This window comes from Acinetobacter sp. S40, assembly GCF_016624705.1.
Taxonomy (GTDB): Bacteria; Pseudomonadota; Gammaproteobacteria; order Pseudomonadales; family Moraxellaceae; genus Acinetobacter.
Genome location: NZ_JACVTU010000010.1, coordinates 43,905 through 61,562 on the forward strand (window position 1 = coordinate 43,905; position 17,658 = coordinate 61,562).

General features: G+C 42.9%; 30 protein-coding genes and 1 pseudogene. 1 reads left to right on the plus strand and 30 read right to left on the minus strand.

Translation table 11 applies throughout. From position 1 onward, the window contains the following. Positions 1-52: 52 nt before the first annotated feature. The 30 genes and pseudogenes from IAE19_RS12205 to IAE19_RS12350 all read right to left on the minus strand — a co-directional run bounded on the left by IAE19_RS12205 (position 53) and on the right by IAE19_RS12350 (position 16,275). The gene (locus IAE19_RS12205; RefSeq protein ID WP_200461207.1) at positions 53-1,549 is read right to left on the minus strand and encodes a flavin-containing monooxygenase; all 1,497 of its coding nucleotides are present in this window, start codon (positions 1,547-1,549) and stop codon (positions 53-55) included. 168 nt (positions 1,550-1,717) lie between these two features. Then, the gene (gene rplQ, locus IAE19_RS12210) at positions 1,718-2,095 is read right to left on the minus strand and encodes a 50S ribosomal protein L17 (RefSeq protein ID WP_004924167.1); all 378 of its coding nucleotides are present in this window, start codon (positions 2,093-2,095) and stop codon (positions 1,718-1,720) included. A gap of 18 nt (positions 2,096-2,113) precedes the next feature. Further along, the gene (locus tag IAE19_RS12215; protein ID WP_004924164.1) at positions 2,114-3,121 is read right to left on the minus strand and encodes a DNA-directed RNA polymerase subunit alpha; all 1,008 of its coding nucleotides are present in this window, start codon (positions 3,119-3,121) and stop codon (positions 2,114-2,116) included. Between the two features lie 18 nt (positions 3,122-3,139). After that, the gene (gene rpsD / locus IAE19_RS12220) at positions 3,140-3,763 is read right to left on the minus strand and encodes a 30S ribosomal protein S4 (RefSeq protein ID WP_200461208.1); all 624 of its coding nucleotides are present in this window, start codon (positions 3,761-3,763) and stop codon (positions 3,140-3,142) included. Between the two features lie 12 nt (positions 3,764-3,775). Further along, entirely contained in the window at positions 3,776-4,162 is a 387-nt protein-coding gene (rpsK, locus tag IAE19_RS12225) for a 30S ribosomal protein S11 (protein WP_001040166.1), read from the minus strand. Between the two features lie 19 nt (positions 4,163-4,181). Then, positions 4,182-4,538, minus strand: a complete 357-nt coding sequence (gene rpsM / locus IAE19_RS12230) for a 30S ribosomal protein S13 (RefSeq protein ID WP_200461209.1) — start codon at positions 4,536-4,538, stop codon at positions 4,182-4,184. Positions 4,539-4,646: 108 nt separating this feature from the next. After that, entirely contained in the window at positions 4,647-4,763 is a 117-nt protein-coding gene (rpmJ, locus tag IAE19_RS12235) for a 50S ribosomal protein L36 (protein ID WP_000867907.1), read from the minus strand. A gap of 20 nt (positions 4,764-4,783) precedes the next feature. Beyond that, positions 4,784-6,103, minus strand: coding sequence for a preprotein translocase subunit SecY (gene secY / locus IAE19_RS12240; RefSeq protein ID WP_171406783.1), 1,320 nt, complete (start codon positions 6,101-6,103; stop codon positions 4,784-4,786). Positions 6,104-6,148: 45 nt separating this feature from the next. Further along, positions 6,149-6,589, minus strand: coding sequence for a 50S ribosomal protein L15 (gene rplO / locus IAE19_RS12245; protein WP_200461210.1), 441 nt, complete (start codon positions 6,587-6,589; stop codon positions 6,149-6,151). A 3-nt stretch (positions 6,590-6,592) separates the two neighbouring features. Then, complete coding sequence (gene rpmD / locus IAE19_RS12250) at positions 6,593-6,769, minus strand: 50S ribosomal protein L30 (protein WP_200461211.1); 177 nt, start codon at positions 6,767-6,769, stop codon at positions 6,593-6,595. 6 nt (positions 6,770-6,775) lie between these two features. Beyond that, on the minus strand, positions 6,776-7,273 hold the full coding sequence (rpsE, locus tag IAE19_RS12255) for a 30S ribosomal protein S5 (protein WP_004657688.1): 498 nt from the start codon (positions 7,271-7,273) through the stop codon (positions 6,776-6,778). 2 nt (positions 7,274-7,275) lie between these two features. Continuing rightward, positions 7,276-7,626, minus strand: a complete 351-nt coding sequence (rplR, locus tag IAE19_RS12260) for a 50S ribosomal protein L18 (RefSeq protein WP_002049741.1) — start codon at positions 7,624-7,626, stop codon at positions 7,276-7,278. Positions 7,627-7,640: 14 nt separating this feature from the next. Further along, positions 7,641-8,174: a 50S ribosomal protein L6 gene (rplF, locus tag IAE19_RS12265; RefSeq protein ID WP_200461212.1), complete on the minus strand. Its 534-nt coding sequence runs from the start codon at positions 8,172-8,174 to the stop codon at positions 7,641-7,643. 13 nt (positions 8,175-8,187) lie between these two features. Continuing rightward, complete coding sequence (gene rpsH / locus IAE19_RS12270; protein ID WP_120370459.1) at positions 8,188-8,583, minus strand: 30S ribosomal protein S8; 396 nt, start codon at positions 8,581-8,583, stop codon at positions 8,188-8,190. Positions 8,584-8,594: 11 nt separating this feature from the next. Then, positions 8,595-8,900 (minus strand): 30S ribosomal protein S14, encoded by a 306-nt coding sequence (rpsN, locus tag IAE19_RS12275; RefSeq protein ID WP_004985353.1) that lies wholly within the window; start codon positions 8,898-8,900, stop codon positions 8,595-8,597. A 9-nt stretch (positions 8,901-8,909) separates the two neighbouring features. Then, complete coding sequence (rplE, locus tag IAE19_RS12280) at positions 8,910-9,446, minus strand: 50S ribosomal protein L5 (protein WP_200461213.1); 537 nt, start codon at positions 9,444-9,446, stop codon at positions 8,910-8,912. 15 nt (positions 9,447-9,461) lie between these two features. Further along, the gene (gene rplX / locus IAE19_RS12285; protein WP_200461214.1) at positions 9,462-9,782 is read right to left on the minus strand and encodes a 50S ribosomal protein L24; all 321 of its coding nucleotides are present in this window, start codon (positions 9,780-9,782) and stop codon (positions 9,462-9,464) included. A 9-nt stretch (positions 9,783-9,791) separates the two neighbouring features. Continuing rightward, entirely contained in the window at positions 9,792-10,160 is a 369-nt protein-coding gene (rplN, locus tag IAE19_RS12290; protein WP_004924120.1) for a 50S ribosomal protein L14, read from the minus strand. 90 nt (positions 10,161-10,250) lie between these two features. Then, positions 10,251-10,508, minus strand: a complete 258-nt coding sequence (rpsQ, locus tag IAE19_RS12295) for a 30S ribosomal protein S17 (protein ID WP_004924117.1) — start codon at positions 10,506-10,508, stop codon at positions 10,251-10,253. Next, positions 10,505-10,702: a 50S ribosomal protein L29 gene (gene rpmC, locus IAE19_RS12300; protein ID WP_000849927.1), complete on the minus strand. Its 198-nt coding sequence runs from the start codon at positions 10,700-10,702 to the stop codon at positions 10,505-10,507. Before rpmC ends, rpsQ begins: the two co-directional genes overlap by 4 nt. Beyond that, a complete protein-coding gene (gene rplP / locus IAE19_RS12305; protein WP_004985344.1) occupies positions 10,702-11,115 on the minus strand; it encodes a 50S ribosomal protein L16 in 414 nt (137 codons plus the stop codon). Before rplP ends, rpmC begins: the two co-directional genes overlap by 1 nt. Then, positions 11,055-11,874: pseudogene (gene rpsC / locus IAE19_RS12310) on the minus strand (30S ribosomal protein S3). The gene rplP and the pseudogene rpsC overlap by 61 nt, the downstream one beginning before the upstream one ends. A gap of 1 nt (position 11,875) precedes the next feature. Then, entirely contained in the window at positions 11,876-12,205 is a 330-nt protein-coding gene (rplV, locus tag IAE19_RS12315) for a 50S ribosomal protein L22 (RefSeq protein ID WP_004754247.1), read from the minus strand. Positions 12,206-12,216: 11 nt separating this feature from the next. Then, a complete protein-coding gene (gene rpsS, locus IAE19_RS12320; RefSeq protein WP_004985338.1) occupies positions 12,217-12,492 on the minus strand; it encodes a 30S ribosomal protein S19 in 276 nt (91 codons plus the stop codon). 13 nt (positions 12,493-12,505) lie between these two features. Beyond that, on the minus strand, positions 12,506-13,330 hold the full coding sequence (rplB, locus tag IAE19_RS12325) for a 50S ribosomal protein L2 (protein WP_200461215.1): 825 nt from the start codon (positions 13,328-13,330) through the stop codon (positions 12,506-12,508). A gap of 11 nt (positions 13,331-13,341) precedes the next feature. Further along, positions 13,342-13,662: a 50S ribosomal protein L23 gene (rplW, locus tag IAE19_RS12330; RefSeq protein ID WP_200461216.1), complete on the minus strand. Its 321-nt coding sequence runs from the start codon at positions 13,660-13,662 to the stop codon at positions 13,342-13,344. Then, a complete protein-coding gene (rplD, locus tag IAE19_RS12335; protein WP_004985328.1) occupies positions 13,659-14,261 on the minus strand; it encodes a 50S ribosomal protein L4 in 603 nt (200 codons plus the stop codon). Before rplD ends, rplW begins: the two co-directional genes overlap by 4 nt. An 11-nt stretch (positions 14,262-14,272) precedes the next feature. Next, positions 14,273-14,911, minus strand: coding sequence for a 50S ribosomal protein L3 (gene rplC / locus IAE19_RS12340; RefSeq protein ID WP_200461217.1), 639 nt, complete (start codon positions 14,909-14,911; stop codon positions 14,273-14,275). 59 nt (positions 14,912-14,970) lie between these two features. After that, positions 14,971-15,282: a 30S ribosomal protein S10 gene (rpsJ, locus tag IAE19_RS12345; RefSeq protein ID WP_004725677.1), complete on the minus strand. Its 312-nt coding sequence runs from the start codon at positions 15,280-15,282 to the stop codon at positions 14,971-14,973. A gap of 261 nt (positions 15,283-15,543) precedes the next feature. Beyond that, positions 15,544-16,275, minus strand: coding sequence for a type 1 glutamine amidotransferase (locus IAE19_RS12350; protein WP_200461218.1), 732 nt, complete (start codon positions 16,273-16,275; stop codon positions 15,544-15,546). Positions 16,276-16,444: 169 nt separating this feature from the next. Here IAE19_RS12350 and IAE19_RS12355 point away from each other — a divergent pair, with 169 nt between their 5' ends. After that, complete coding sequence (locus tag IAE19_RS12355; RefSeq protein WP_200461219.1) at positions 16,445-17,638, plus strand: PLP-dependent transferase; 1,194 nt, start codon at positions 16,445-16,447, stop codon at positions 17,636-17,638. Positions 17,639-17,658 lie beyond the last annotated feature (20 nt).

Below are 17,658 nucleotides of genomic sequence, written 5' to 3' on the forward strand. Positions count from 1 at the left end.
AAACAAAAAGGAGCTTTAAATAAAGCTCCTTTTGCTATTCATACGCTATGGATTAGGAAACCAATTTTGGCTTGGATTTAGGCGCAGCACTGGTATCAACCTTATGAAACTTTAAAACACCATCATCAAACCGCGCATTTTTGAGTGCCTTTCGATCTGCCAGATAGTTATTGGTTACTTTCCATGGTGCGTGTTTACCCTGTTTTGGCATCACATTTGCTGCACGGGCGATATAGCCAGATGTCAGACTTCCCATCACAGTATCATCCATTAATTCAGTTTGATCCCCTTCTGGAATCACTTCATCATAGCCATTTTTATCCATATAATTCAGTAAACGACAAATATAATCTGCTGCTACATCAACTTTGAGCGTCCATGATGCATTAATATAGCCAATAATCATCGCCATATTGGGCACATCACTGACCATTACCCCCTGATAAAGCATTGACTTTGAAGTATCTAAAGGCTGACCATCGATTGTGCCTTTAATACCACCGAGAATTTGTATTTCCAAACCCGTTGCAGACACAATAATATCTGCTTCAAGGTGTTTACCTGATTTCAGCTGGATACCTGTTTCAGTGAATTTCTCAATCTGATCCGTTTCTACGCTGGCTTTGCCAGATCGTAAAATTTTAAATAAATCGCCATCAGGTACTACGCATAAACGTTGATCCCAAGGGTTATAGCTTGGTGTAAAGTGTTTCATATCAACTTTACCCTTAAGCTGCATTTCAATCGATTTTAAAAGTAGCTTGCGTACTAACTGAGGTTGCTTCTGAGATAACGCATAAATACCACGTTGCACACCAATATTACGCGCACGTGTCAGCTTATAGGCCACATCTTCTGGCAAGAGCTTACGCATTTTGTCATATACAAAATCGATTGAAGGGATAGAAGCGATATAAGTTGGTGATCGTTGCAGCATCGTGACATGACCAGCCCCACCTTTCGCCATTGCAGGGACAAGGGTAATAGCTGTCGCACCACTACCAATAATCACCGCTTTCTTACCTGTATAATCTAGATTTTCAGGCCAGTGTTGCGGATGAATAAATTGACCTTTAAAAGCGTCTCTATTTGGAAATTCTGGTTCAAAGCCCTGATCATAATTATAATAACCCGTGCATCCAACCACAAAGTTTGCAATCCAAGTCTGCTTTTTCAGGTCAGCATCTTCAATTTCTACCACCCATTTTTTCTGAGCAGTATCATAGTTTGCAGCAAGCACGCGATGCTTAAAATGAATTTTCTTTTTTAGTCCAAACTCGTCAACAACTTCATTTAAATACCCTTTAATTGCCGGGCCAGCAGCAAGAACATTCGCACTACGCCACGGTTTAAAGTTAAAACCAAAAGTCGACATATCCGAATCAGAACGAATACCAGGATAACGAAATAAATCCCAAGTTCCACCAATACTTTCACGACGTTCAATGATTTCAAATTGACGTTGCGGAGAGTTTTTTGAAAGATGCGCTGCAATTCCAATACCAGAAATACCTGCACCTACAATCAATACATCAACTAGCTTTTCCATGTTTTTTTTATAACCTTGCGAAGAATTCCATTTTATTAAAGCACAAATTTGACAATGTGCAATGTCAAGTTTAGGTCATTTGTCGCTTTTTTTTATCACTTGGGGACAACTTTTAAAAAAGCATAAAAAAAGATCGGTATAAAACCGATCTTTTTTTGAATAAATATATTATTCTGCTGAAGTATTTACTTCGCGGTCTACGAGTTCAACGTAAGCCATTGGCGCTGCATCACCAGCACGGAAGCCCGCTTTAAGAACACGTAGATAACCGCCGTTACGTTCTTTGTAACGAGGGCCAAGTACGGTAAATAATTTACCTACAGTTGCAGCTGAACGAGTACGAGCAAATGCCAAACGACGGTTTGCTACTGTATCGTTTTTTGCTAGAGTGATTAAAGGCTCAGCAACACGACGTAATTCTTTTGCTTTAGGCACAGTTGTTTTGATCAACTCATGTTCAAACAAAGAATTCGCCAAGTTTTGAAACATCGCTTTACGATGGCTGCTTGTACGGCCTAATTTCACACCACTATTACGATGACGCATGGTGATAGTCCTACTTAATTAACGGCTACGATAGGCGAAACGATCGTCCATGCGTAAACTAGCAGGTGGCCAGTTTTCTAAACGCATGCCGAGTTGCAAGCCTTTCGAAGCTAAAACATCTTTAATCTCAGTCAACGATTTTTTACCCAAGTTAGGAGTTTTTAACAACTCAACTTCAGTACGTTGAACAAGATCACCAATGTAGTAAATATTTTCTGCTTTCAAACAGTTAGCAGAACGAACAGTAAGCTCAAGATCATCTACTGGACGAAGCAAGATTGGGTCAACTTCTTCACGAGGTTCCTGAGCCACAGGTGCTTGATCTTTCTGAAGATCAACAAAAATTGCAATTTGTTGTTGCAAGATTGTTGCCGCTTTGCGAATCGCTTCTTCAGGGTCGACAGTACCGTTGGTTTCAAGATCAATGACCAATTTATCAAGGTCAGTACGTTGTTCTACACGCGCATTTTCAACGGTGTAAGAAACACGTTTAATCGGGCTATAAGATGCATCTAACTGTAGACGACCTACAGGACGCGTTTCACCTTCCGGGAAACGTGAGTCAGATGTTTCATAACCACGACCTTGAGAAACTTTCAGGCGCATTTTAATTGAACCTGAAGCACTCAATGTGCCGATCAAATGCTCTGGGTTGACCACTTCAACATTATGAGGTAAACGAAGATCCGCAGCAGTAATATCGCCAGGACCTTGTTTTTCCAATGTCAAATATGCTTCATTTTGATCGAACAGCTTAATAGACAATCCTTTTAGGTTCAGCAAGAGCTCGACGATGTCCTGCTGCAAGCCTTCTAAAGTACTGTACTCGTGCTCGACGCCTTCTATTTCCACTTCAACCACAGCAGCGCCAGGCAAAGAAGACAATAGAATGCGACGTAAAGCATTACCTAGAGTATGGCCAAAACCACGCTCTAAAGGTTCCAGAATCACTTTTGCCGAGGTCCCGCTCACCGCTTCGACCTTGATCGCTTGCGGAGTTAGAAACTCGTTTGCAGTACGCGTCATTTATTGCTACCTCAAGGATTATTTAGAATACAATTCTACAATCAAGCTTTCGTTGATTTCAGCAGGTAGATCAGAACGATCTGGTGCAGCTTTGAACGTACCTTCAAACTTAGAATGATCAACTTCCATCCAAGCAGGAATACCACGTTGAGAAGCTAATTCAATTGCGTTTTTGATACGTAATTGTTGTTTAGCACCTTCATGCACTGCAATCACATCACCAGCTTTTACTTGAATAGACGCAATGTTAACACGACGGCCATTTAAAGTAATAGAACGGTGAGATACAAGCTGACGAGCTTCTGCACGTGTAGAACCAAAACCCATGCGATAAACTACGTTATCAAGGCGGCTTTCAAGCAATTTCAACAAGTTCTCACCTGTTGCACCTTTTACACGAGCAGCTTCTTTATAGTAATTACTAAATTGACGCTCTAACACACCGTACATACGACGTACTTTTTGTTTTTCACGTAATTGTAGTGAATACTCAGATTGCTTTCCGCGAGCTTGGCCATGTTGACCAGGCGCTTTAGCATGTTTTTTAGTTTTGACGTCAAACGGTTTAACGCCAGATTTAAGTTGCAGGTCTGTCCCTTCGCGGCGAGAGAGTTTGCATTTTGGACCAATATAACGAGCCATGAATGTTTCTCCTTACACGCGACGTTTTTTAGGTGGACGGCAACCGTTGTGAGGGATTGGAGTCACATCGGTAATGCTGTTGATCTTATAACCCACTGCGCCTAATGCACGAACCGCAGACTCACGACCAGGACCCGGACCTTTTACAAGGACGTCCAGATTTTTCAAACCGTAATCCAAAGCTGCTTTACCAGCAACTTCAGCAGCTACCTGAGCAGCAAACGGAGTTGATTTACGTGAACCACGGAAGCCTTGTCCACCTGAGGTGGCCCAAGCCAATGCATTACCTTGACGATCGGTAATCGTAACAATGGTGTTATTAAAAGACGCGTGAATGTGTGCAACACCTTCAGAGACGGTACGGGTGACCTTCTTGCGTGTGCGAGTATCTTTAGCCATCTTTTAGCTTCCAGAAATCTTACTTTTTAATCGGTTTGCGCGGACCTTTACGGGTACGTGCGTTAGTTTTGGTGCGTTGTCCACGGACAGGCAAGCTGCGACGATGACGAAGACCGCGGTAGCAGCCTAAATCCATTAAACGTTTAATGTTCATGGAAATTTCGCGACGTAAATCACCTTCGGTCGGAACCTTGGCAATCTCTGCACGAATCGCATCAAGCTGAGCATCATCCAACTCACGGATTTTTGTTGTCGGTGCAATACCTACAGCAGCTAAGATATTCTTAGATGTGTGGCGACCAATACCAAAAATATAAGTGAGAGAGATAACAGCATGCTTGTTATCCGGAATGTTTACACCGGCAATACGAGCCATTCACTTTTCTCCAAAAAGGCAGTAGATAAATCAACCGCCCCACAAAAAAACTTTGAGGGGCGGATATTAACCTAATTCGCCTACTGAAATCAACAGGTCTTGATCAGATTAACCTTGACGCTGCTTATGACGAGGTTCTGCGCTGCAAATCACGCGAATAACCCCATTACGACGGATAACTTTACAGCTACCACAAATTTTCTTTACAGAAGCTTGTACTTTCATGATGAAACCTCTAAGTGCGCTTATCCCTTAGGATGAGCAGTCGTTTTTCTCATTAACGTTTGATTGTCATATTGATGTGAAGTTAGGTGAGCTTGAAGCTGTGCCATAAAGTCCATCACAACAACGACAACAATTAACAACGATGTACCACCGAGGTGAAATGGAATTCCAAATGAACTTTGCAGAATCATTGGCATTAAACACACAACAGTAATATAAATCGCGCCGATAAAAGTCAAACGATTAAGAATATGATCCAAATAACGAGCCGTTTGCTCACCTGGGCGTATACCAGGTACATATGCACCGCTACGTTTTAAGTTCTCTGATACTTCTTTTGGGCTAAACACCAGTGCCGTATAAAAATAACAGAAAAAGATAATTAACGTACCAAAAAGCATGAGATACAACGGCTGTCCAGGCGATAGCACGAGTGCCAAATCTTGCAGTGCACGTTTTACAATTCCTGCATTTGGATCAGCGCTTCCCAGCCATTGGCCTAAACTCGCTGGAAATAATAACAGTGAGCTAGCAAAAATTGCTGGAATTACACCTGCCATATTAATTTTTAATGGCAAATGTGTTTGCTGTGCAGTAAATACACGACGGCCTTGTTGTTTTTGTGCATAGTTAACTGGAATTCGACGCTGTGCTTTCTCAATAAAAACAATCGCAGCAAGTACCGCAAGTGATAATAAAGCGAATACAGCCATTCCAATTAAGCTGCCCTGACCATTTTGTACAGAAGTAAACCCCTGAATAACCTGATTTGGCAATCCAGCGACAATTCCTGCAAAAATAATCATAGAGATTCCATTACCGATACCACGTTCAGTAATTTGTTCTCCCAGCCACATCAAAAACATAGTCCCAGCGACCAATGAAGCCACCGCTGGAACATAAAATGCCAAGCCTGAAGTCAAAGTAATACCCTGACTAATCAAGCCTGCACACATCCCTACACCCTGCACTAAAGCAAGGAACAAGGTGCCATAACGTGTATATTGATTGATTTTACGTTTGCCCTGCTCGCCTTCTTTCTTCAAAGCTTCTAGCGAAGGAACAACCGTTGACATCAACTGCACGATAATCGATGCAGAAATGTACGGCATAATACCCAAAGCCAGAATTGACATACGTTCTAATGCACCGCCAGAGAACATATTAAATAAACCCAAGAAGGTTCCTTCATTGGCTTTAAAAAAACGGGCTAGCGCTACATTATCAATACCCGGCAACGGAATATGCGCTCCTAGTCGAAAGACCAACAATGCACCAACCAAGAACATTAATCGGCGAATAATTTCACGATATTTCACATGAAATGGTTGTCCTTTCATCATGTTCACATGACCTGAAGAACTAGGAGACATAGCCACTCGGTATTACTCCTCGACTTTACCGCCAGCTGCTTCAATCGCAGCTTTAGCGCCTTTAGTCAAAGCAACACCTTGCACTGTAAACGCGCGAGTTACTTCACCAGAAAGAACAACACGTGCACGAACCTGATCACGACGAACAACGTTCGCAGCTTTCAAAGTTTCTAGTGAAACAATATCACCTTCAACTTTAGCAAGTTCAGACAAGCGTACTTCCGCAGTTTTCAATGCGATTTGGCTAGTGAAACCGAATTTAGGCAAACGACGATAAATTGCTGTTTGACCACCTTCAAAGCCTGGGCGAACGCCACCACTTTTACGTGATTTTTGACCTTTAACACCACGGCCACCAGTTTTACCGACACCAGAACCGATACCACGACCCAAGCGACGATGTTCACGCTTTGCACCTTCAGCAGGTGAAAGTTCATTTAAACGCAGAGTCATGGCTTATTCCTCTACAGTAACCATATAGTAGACTTTGTTGATCATACCACGGTTAGAAGGCGTATCTTGCACTTCTACAGTATGACCAATACGACGCAGACCTAAACCTTGAAGGCAAAGTTTGTGATTTTTCAAACGATGCGAAGCAGATTTAGTCTGGGTAACTTTAATCGTTTTCATGATTGATTACCCTTGAATTTGTTCTACTGAAAGACCACGTTTTGCAGCAACTTTCTCAGGAGAAGTCATATCACGCAAACCTTTAAAAGTTGCGTTTACAACGTTCGCCGCATTCGTAGAACCATAACATTTAGCAAGTACGTTATGTACACCAGCAGCTTCTAAAACGGCACGCATAGCACCACCAGCAATTACGCCAGTACCTTCAGAAGCAGGTTGCATGTATACACGACTTGCACCATGACGAGCATTCACAGGATGTTGTAAAGTAGTACCAGCAAGGTCTACAGTAATCATGTTGCGACGCGCAGCCTCAAGTGCTTTAGAAATAGCAGCTGGAACTTCACGTGCTTTACCACGACCAAAACCCACACGACCATTACCATCACCCACAACAGTCAATGCTGTGAAAGAGAAGATACGACCACCCTTAACAACTTTGGCTACACGGTCAACGGCAACCAGCTTTTCAACAAGACCTTCGTTTTGTTCAACTTTAGCCATGATTAGAACTCCAAGCCGTTTTCACGAGCAGCATCAGCCAAGGCTTTGATACGACCATGATATTTAAAACCAGAACGGTCAAATGCAACTTTAGTTACACCAGCAGCTTTTGCACGTTCTGCGATTAAAGCACCTACTTTAGTAGCTGCGTCTACGTTACCAGTTGTACCGCTACGTAAAGATGCATCCAAAGTAGAAGCCTGCGCTAATACTTTGCCACCATCTGCGGAAATCACTTGAGCATAGATGTGACGCGGAGTGCGGTTTACACACAAGCGAGTCGCACCCAATGCACGAATGTGCAAGCGTGTGCTTTTCGCACGACGCAAACGGGATTGTTTCTTTTCGTTCATAAGAATCTCGCGCCTTATTTCTTCTTAGCTTCTTTACGAAGAACAACTTCGTCCGAATAACGAACACCTTTACCTTTATAAGGCTCTGGTGGACGATAACCACGGATTTCAGAAGCAACTTGACCAAGTAACTGCTTGTCTGCTGACTTCAAAATAATTTCAGTCGCAGTTGGAGTTTCAGCAGTTACGCCTTCAGGAAGGTTGTAATCGATTGGGTGAGAAAAACCAAGGTTAAGGTTCACAATTGTACCTTTAACCGCAGCTTTATAACCAACACCAATAAGTTGCAACTTACGTTCGAAGCCTTCGCTTACACCTTTTACAAGGTTGTTAAGCACAGCGCGAGCAGTACCAGCTTGCATCCAAGCGTCTTTCGACTCTTTAGTTGGAGCTAGTTGAAGTTTACCTTCTTCCTGTTTTAGCTCGACCAGCGCATGCAGGTTGAAAGACAATGTACCTTTAGTGCCTTTCACTTCGACCTGCCGGCCGTTCTGAGTAACTGTTACACCGTTAGGGACAGTTACTGGGGCTTTAGCCACACGAGACATGAGGAATCACCTATTAAGAAACAAAAGCAATAACTTCACCACCAACGCCCGCAGCACGTGCAGCGCGATCAGTCATGATGCCTTTGCTTGTAGAAACAATTGCAATACCTAAACCTTGCTTAACGCTCGGAAGTTTATCTTTACCGCGATATTGGCGCAGGCCTGGACGGCTTACACGTTTCACAGTTTCAATAACTGGTTTGCCTTCAAAATATTTTAACGTAATCGTCAAAGTAGCTTTTGCTTCTTCTTGAGCGACTTCTACGTTTGAAATATAACCTTCTTGTTGAAGAACGTTGGCAATCGCAACTTTCAACTTAGAAGACGGCATAGAAACAGATTGTTTCTTTGCCATTTGTGCGTTACGAACACGTGTTAGCATGTCGGCAACGGTATCTTGCATACTCATTTAGTTGCTCCTTACCAGCTTGCCTTAACAACGCCAGGTACATCACCCTGCATTACTGTGTCACGTAATTTGTTACGGCTTAAACCGAACTTACGGAAGTAACCATGAGGACGACCTGTTAAACCACAACGGTTACGAAGACGTACTGGAGATGCGTTACGTGGCAATGCCTGTAACTTTAATGTCGCTTGGAAACGCTCTTCATCGCTTGCATTTACGTTTGCAATAATCGCTTTTAATTCAGCGCGTTTTGCAGCGTATTTAGCAACAGTTTGTTCGCGTTTCAACTCGCGATTAATCATACTTTTCTTAGCCATATCGACCTCTTATTTGAACGGGAAGCCGAATGCACGCATAAGCGCACGGCCTTCGTCATCGGTGCGAGCAGTAGTAGTGATAGTAATATCCATACCACGAATACGATCAATCTTGTCAAAATCGATTTCAGGGAAAACGATTTGCTCTTTTAAACCCATCGAGTAGTTACCACGACCATCAAATGATTTTGAAGAAAAACCACGGAAGTCACGGATACGAGGAATTGCGATTGAGATCAAACGGTCCAAGAATTCGTACATTTGTTCGCCACGCAAGGTTACTTTACAACCAATTGGCCAACCATCACGGATTTTGAAACCTGCGATTGATTTACGTGCAAGCGTAACTACTGGTTTTTGACCAGCAATTAAAGTCATATCAGCAACAGCACCATCCAATAATTTCTTATCAGTTGCGGCTGCGCCTACACCCATGTTTAGGGTGATTTTTGTAATGCGAGGAATCTCCATTACATTCTTAATGCTAAGGTCCTGTTGTAACTTAGCTTTAAGTTCTTCATTGTAACGTGTTTTAAGTCTGGCCATTGCCGTATCAACCTATTACTTCGCTGTCGCCACTGATTCACCGTTTGACTTATAAACGCGAGTTTTCACGCCATTTTCGTCAATCTGGTAACCAACACGATCAGCCTTTTGGGTTGTAGCATTTAAAATTGCCACGTTTGAGATATGAAGCGAAGCTTCTTGAGTAACAATACCGCCTTCAGCGCCAGTTACACGATTCGGCTTTTGATGCTTCTTCACTAGGTTAAGGCCTTCAACCTTAACACGGTCTTCAGAAACAGACAGAACAGTACCCTGTTTGCCTTTTTCTTTACCTGCGATCACGATAACCTGATCGCCTTTTTTAATCTTAGCCATGATTGCCTCTTATAGAACTTCAGGAGCCAATGAAATGATTTTCATGAACTGTTCAGTACGAAGTTCACGAGTCACTGGTCCGAAAATACGAGTGGCAATCGGAGCTTTATTGTTGTTTAACAATACAGCTGCATTGTCATCAAAACGGATCACTGAACCGTCTGGACGACGAATACCAAACTTAGTACGTACCACAACAGCATTCATTACGTCGCCTTTTTTAACACGGCCACGTGGAATTGCTTCTTTAACAGTAACTTTAATAATGTCGCCAACAGAAGCATAACGACGATGTGAACCACCTAGTACTTTAATACATTGTACGCGGCGTGCACCACTATTGTCTGCTACGTCGAGCATACTTTCGGTTTGAATCATTGCCCTACTCCAAAACCGAGCAACACCGGTCGCAATTTCGAAAGGCTCAAAGAGTACTCGAAATTGACCGATGATGCAACAAGAACGTAATTACTCAGCAGCTACTTCAACTACTTCCACTAAAGTCCAAGCTTTAGTTTTAGAAATTGGGCGGCTTTCTTTGATGGTCACTAGGTCGCCAAGTTTAGCAACGTTGTTTTCATCGTGAGCGTGTAATTTAGTTGAACGGCGGATTGATTTGCCATACAACGGGTGTTGAACGCGGCGTTCAATAAGAACAACAATAGACTTGTCCATTTTGTCGCTTACGACTTTGCCGGTTAACGTGCGGACTGTTTTTTCACTCATTGTCCGTTCCCCTGTTTTTCGGTAAGGAGTGTCTTGATACGAGCGATAGTTTTACGAGCAATTTGCACTTCGTGCGATTTACCCAATTGACCAGTCGCTTTCGCCATACGAAGACGGAATTGGTTAAGCTGTTGCTCATCAAGCAACGCTTTCAACTCTTCTACCGATTTTTCACGTAGATCTTTAGTTTTCATTACATTACCGTCCGAGTCACGATAGTGGTTTTAAACGGAAGTTTAGCAGCAGCAAGCTTAAACGCTTCAGTTGCCAACTCATCGTTCACACCTTCAATTTCGTACAGGATCTTACCTGGTTTGATCTCACAAACCCAGTATTCCACATTACCTTTACCGTTACCCATACGAACTTCTAATGGTTTTTCGGTAATTGGTTTGTCCGGGAATACACGGATGAAGATTTTACCACCACGCTTAATACGACGGCTAATAGTACGACGCGCAGCTTCAATCTGACGCGCAGTCATACGACCACGTTCAGTCGCTTTAATCGCAATCGAACCAAATGATACTGTACTACCACGATGCGCTAGACCAGTGTTACGGCCTTTGTGCATTTTACGGAATTTGGTACGTTTAGGTTGCAACATGGATTATTCTCCCTTGTCAGCAGCACGGTCATTACGACGTCCACGACGCTGTTCTTGACCCTCACCACGACCACGACCGCGTTTAGCTGGACGATCTTCAGCAGGAGCAGGATTCATGACTTGTTTCATGCCACCCAAAATCTCACCACGGAAAATCCAGACTTTAACACCAATCGTACCGTAAGTTGTTTCTGCACGCATAGTAGCATAATCGATGTCCGCACGAAGCGTATGCAAAGGTACACGACCTTCACGATACCACTCAGTACGTGCAATCTCTGCACCACCTAAACGGCCTGAAACTTCAACTTTGATACCTTTAGCACCAGCACGCATCGTGTTTTGAACCGCACGCTTCATAGCACGACGGAACATGACACGTTTTTCCAATTGAGAAGCAATTGCTTCAGCAACTAGACGCGCATCCAAGTCTGGGCGATCGATTTCGTTGATACTTACTTGCGCAGGAACACCCATAATATTGGTAAGTTCGCGCTGTAATTTTTCAATGTCTTCGCCTTTTTTACCGATAACGATACCAGGACGAGCAGTACTAATTGTTACTTTAGCAGCACCTGTCGGACGTTCGATAAGAATATTGCTCACCATCGCGCTCTTAAGTTTTTTAGTTAAAAACTCACGAACTTGAAGATCTTTAAGCAAATATTCAGCGTATTGTTTCGGACTCGCATACCAGTTAGCGTTATGACGTTTCACAACACCTAGGCGGATACCGATTGGATGAACCTTCTGACCCATATCAAACCCCTACCTTAACGGTGATGTGACAAGTACGCTTAGTAATACGATCTGCACGGCCTTTGGCACGTGGCATAATACGTTTAAGGCTAATGCCTTCATCAACGTAAATCGTAGAAACTTTAAGGTCGTCCACATCTAAACTGTTATTGTGTTCAGCATTTGCAATTGCAGATTCCAAAGCTTTTTTTACCAAAACCGCAGCTTTTTTATTGCTGAAGTTTAAGATATTAAGCGCGTGAGCAACAGATTTGCCACGGATTAGGTCTGCAACCAAACGTGCCTTTTGTGCCGAGATAGCGGCACCGCGTAATTTAGCAGTTACTTCCATCATGACACCCATTAACGTTTAGATTTCTTATCAACACCGTGACCACGATAGGTACGAGTTGGCGCGAATTCACCGAGTTTATGACCAACCATATGCTCAGTAATGATTACTGGAACATGGTTACGACCATTGTGAACAGAAATTGTTAAACCAACAAAATCCGGAAGGATCATTGAGCGACGAGACCAAGTTTTGATCGGCTTACGGTTGTTAGCAGCAACAGCAGCTTCAACCTTAGCGAACAAATGCGCGTCGACGAATGGACCTTTTTTTAATGAACGAGGCATTAGTCAGATTCCTTTACTTGACGCGACGATCGCGAATAATCATCTTAGTCGTACGCTTATTGGTACGAGTCTTGTACCCTTTCGCTTTTTGACCCCATGGGCTTACAGGTTGGATACCTTTGTTACGCCCTTCACCACCACCGTGTGGATGGTCAACTGGGTTCATCGCCATACCACGAACGGTAGGACGAACACCACGCCAGCGCGCTGCACCAGCTTTACCCAATGAACGAAGGTTGCTTTCTTGGTTAGAAACTTCACCAATTACAGCACGGCATTCAACGTGTACTTTACGCATTTCGCCTGAACGCAGACGAATGATCGCATAAGAACCATCACGACCCAACAACTGAACTGAAGTACCAGCAGAACGTGCAATTTGAGCACCTTTACCGATTTTTAGTTCAATATTGTGTAGTGTAGAACCGATAGGCATATTACGAAGTGGCAAGCAGTTACCTGGACGAATTGGAGCATCGTTACCAGACTGAACTTTATCACCCGCACGCAAACCCTTAGGCGCGATGATATAACGACGCTCACCATCAGCATACTTTAACAAAGCAATATGCGCTGTACGGTTAGGATCGTATTCAATGCGTTCTACAGTTGCAGGAACACCATCTTTGTTACGTTTAAAGTCAACGATACGGTAGTTTTGCTTATGTCCACCACCAACGTGACGAGTTGTAATGTGACCGTTGTTATTACGACCACCAGTACGTTTTTTAGCTTCAACCAACGGTGCATAAGGCGCCCCTTTGTGAAGATGGTCATGAACCACTTTCTCTACAAAGCGACGTCCTGGAGACGTTGGCTTACATTTTTGAATCGGCATAATTTTCGTCCTTATTCCGCTGCGCTTTCAGCGGTATCGCCCAAGTCAGCCATTTCAACATCTTGGCCAGCTTTCAGGGTGACGTATGCTTTTTTAACATCAGAACGACGCCCTAATGTTTTACCAAAGCGCTTAGTCTTACCTTTAGTAATAGTTGTGTTAACTTTAACAACTTCTACACCAAATAGTTGTTCTACTGCTTTTTTGATTTCAAGTTTTGTTGCATTTAAATCAACTTTAAATACTTGAACACCAGCAGTATCACCTAAAACTTGTGCCTTTTCTGAGAAGACCGGTCCTCTTAGGACTTGATAGATACGTTCGTTGTTCATCCGAGTTCTACCTCAATTTTCTTAGCAGCAGCTACAGACATGACAACTTTATCAAACGCGATCAAGCTAACAGGATCGATTGCAGCAGCATCAACCACATCAACATGTGGAAGGTTACGTGCAGCAAGATATAAGTTCTCATCTACAGCATCAGTCACGATAAGTGCACGAGCTGCATTCAAGTCGTTAAGTTTTGCAAGCAATTCTTTAGTTTTAGGAGCTGCAACAGCGAACTCTTCAACCAATACAAGACGATCCTGACGAACAAGTTCAGCTAGGATACATTGCATTGCACCGCGGTACATTTTGCGGTTAACTTTTTGAGACCAGTCTTGTGGACGAGCAGCAAATGTTTTACCACCGCCAACCCAGATTGGGCTACGAATAGAACCAGCACGAGCGCGACCAGTACCTTTTTGACGGAATGGTTTTTTACCACCACCAGACACTTCAGCACGTGACTTTTGAGCACGAGTACCTTGACGACCACCAGCTAAATAAGCTGTAACCACCTGATGTACAAGCGCTTCATTAAATTCACGTCCAAAAGCAACTTCAGACAACTCAACAGCAGAGCCGGAAACAGTTTTTAAATTCACGTTATTTCCCCTCAGGCCTTGATCGTAGGACGAACGATTACGTCGCCACCAGTAGCACCAGGAATCGCACCTTTAACAACAAGAACAGAACGTTCTGCGTCGATAGATACAATTTCAAGACCTTGTACTGTTACGCGCTCATCACCTAGGTGACCGGCCATTTTCTTGCCTTTGAACACGCGTCCAGGAGTTTGGTTTTGACCTGTAGAACCTAAAACACGGTGAGAAACTGAGTTACCGTGAGTAGCATCTTGGGTACGGAAGTTCCAACGCTTAACACCGCCTTGGAAACCTTTACCTTTTGATTGACCAGTTACGTCAACAACTTGACCAACTGTGAACAAATCAACACCAATATTACCGCCAACTTCACGACCTTCAAGCTCAGCTTCAGTAACGCGAAACTCTTTAACCAAACGACCAGCAGCAACACCCGCTTTCGCAAAGTGACCTTTCTGTGCATTGGTTACGCGAGATTCACGACGTTCGCCAGTAGTAACTTGAACAGCTTGATAACCATCAGTTTCAAGCGTTTTAATTTGAGTGATACGGTTAGGATCAACCTCAATCACTGTAACAGGCACAGAGACGCCGGCATCTGTAAAGATACGGGTCATACCGCACTTGCGGCCGACTAAACCAATAGCCATGTGTGTAACCTCTAAAAAAGCAGCTTAATTAATGCCAGGCACTAATTAACCCGAAAGCCTTAACCCAATGCGATCTGAACATCAACACCAGCTGCAAGATCCAATTTCATCAATGCATCAACAGTTTTATCTGTTGGTTGAACGATATCGATCAAACGTTTGTAGGTGCGGATTTCGTACTGATCACGCGCATCTTTGTTCACGTGCGGTGAAGTAAGAACGTTGAAGCGTTCGATGCGAGTAGGCATCGGGATTGGACCACACACTTGTGCGCCAGTACGCTTAGCGGTTTCTACGATCTCTTGAGAAGATTGATCAATCAGACGATGATCAAAAGACTTAAGACGGATACGGATTCTCTGGTTAGACATACCAGTAAACTCCAAGCCAAAATATATAAAGAATCACCCTTGACGCACCTCACCTATTGGTAAGTGTCAAAGGCAGTGAAAATCACTAAGGTCACGATCGATGCCGCGACTGTCATGCATTTACTACTTTCTTTGCAGTAAATGACCTCACAATTTGAGGGTCGCCCATTATAGCGACTGTCTAACTCTTATGCAATTCTATTTGTTACTTAATCGTAAAATAGCGATGTTTTATTCTTGATATTGTTTATCTTCATCTGATTATGATGCTTTCATTACATATTCAATGGCCTGATTGAGTAATTGGTTTCCTTCTATAAAATTTGACTTACTTGATTTCTTAAGTTGATACGGTGACTGAACATATTCTCCTTGGAATGTGACAACTTCATCATCATTTTCTAAAAACAGCTCCAGCGTTTTAGGTGTGATTTCTGGATGAAACTGAAAACCCAGAACATTCTGACCAATCTGATACATTTGATTACGGCACACCGCATTTTCAGCCAGATGAATAGCTCCTTTCGGAATTTCAAAAGTTTCACTATGCCATTGCATTACATTAAAAGACGGCGGCAAGGGAAAACATTGTGCTGAAAATTGTGGTACACGATGTACAGTTGTCCAGCCCAATTCCTGAAAAGGGTTACGGCTGACTGCTGCACCTAATGCATTGGCGATAAGTTGACCACCCAAACACAACCCTATCGCAGGCTTGCCAGCAGCCAGATAACGGCGAATCCAGCGTTTTTCAATTTTCAGCCACGGAAAGTTGGCTTCGTCATTAACACTCATTGCACCCCCCATAATGATGAGCAAATCAACATCCTCAATACGAGGTAATGCCTCGATTTCAAGGGGTAAATCAAGCGGTAATGCAAAAAACTCAGTTGCAGTAATTTTTGCCTGATGTGTTTTCAAAAAATCATAACAACTTCCGAACCCTTCACCAGCAATATGCTGAAAATAATGCACTTTTAAATGCGGCTTCATGCACTTAGAACCTATATTGTTGTTGGTATTAGTTAAGTCATAGCAAAAATGAAGCCAACTTTAAACGACATAAGCGCCTGTAAAGAAATACTCACAAATATGAGCTTAAAACTAGCAGAAAAGATTTATTTTTTTTAATCTAGACTCAAAGCAAACAAATGAAAACACCATGACAGCAAAAAAAAGTTCACAAACTCGTTTAATCCACGCCCCAAGAAAGGCAGCTCAATATATTCATACTATTCAACCTCCCCTGTTTCGTGCATCGACCATCATTTTTCAATCAACATCGCACCTTTTTGATCGACGTTGGACGGATGCCTATGATTATAGCTACGGCACACATGGTACTCCCACTACTTATACTCTGGGAGATCAACTAGCGCAGCTTGAAGGCGGAGAGTATTGCTTACTTGCACCAAGTGGTTTATCTGCTATTAATCTGGTCAATTCGACTTTTTTAAGTCAAGACGATGAAGTTTGGGTTCCCGACAATATTTACGGGCCAAACATGGAACATTTAAAAAATCTGCAACTCCGTTATGGGATTGTAGTAAAAGTCTACAATCCGATCGACGCAGATTCATTCACACCTTCTACAAAAACCAAACTGATCTGGCTCGAAGCAGCAGGCTCAGTTACTTTAGAATTTCCTGATCTTAAAAATCTTGTGAAAAAAGCCCAACAAGCCAATGTATTGACTGCACTCGATAATACATGGGGCGCAGGGCTGGCATTTAATGCATTTGAGTTTTCAGATGAACAATTAGCTGTAGACATCACTGTACATGCCTTGACTAAATACCCAAGTGGCGGCGGCGATATATTAATGGGCAGCGTAATAACTCGAAATCGAGAATTGCATCACCAGCTCTTTAAAATGCATGCCACCCAAGGTATTTGCGTATCTGGAGATGATACTGCCCAGATCATACGTAGCCTGCCACATATCCGGTTACGTTATCAACAACAGGCTGAAAATACACAAATTTTACTGCAATGGCTAAAGCAACAACCTGTGTTTGTACAAGTTTTACATCCAATGAACCCTGATAGTCCCGGACATACTTATTGGAAGGAGACATGTCTAGATGGACAGAGTGCAGGATTAGTCAGTGTTATTTTTGATCCTAAATATGAAATGAGTGCAATTCGTCGCTTCTGTGATGCTCTAAATTTATTTAAGCTTGGTTTTAGCTGGGGTGGCCCTGTGAGTCTGGTCATGCTCTACGATTTAAAGCATATGCGTGTCTTGGCCAATACACATTTACAACAGGGTTTACTGGTTCGCTTCTGCGTAGGGCTGGAATCCGTTCAAGATTTAATAGAAGATATTCAAAACGCACTCCAACAACTTGAATAGTGATAAGAATAGGAAAAAAA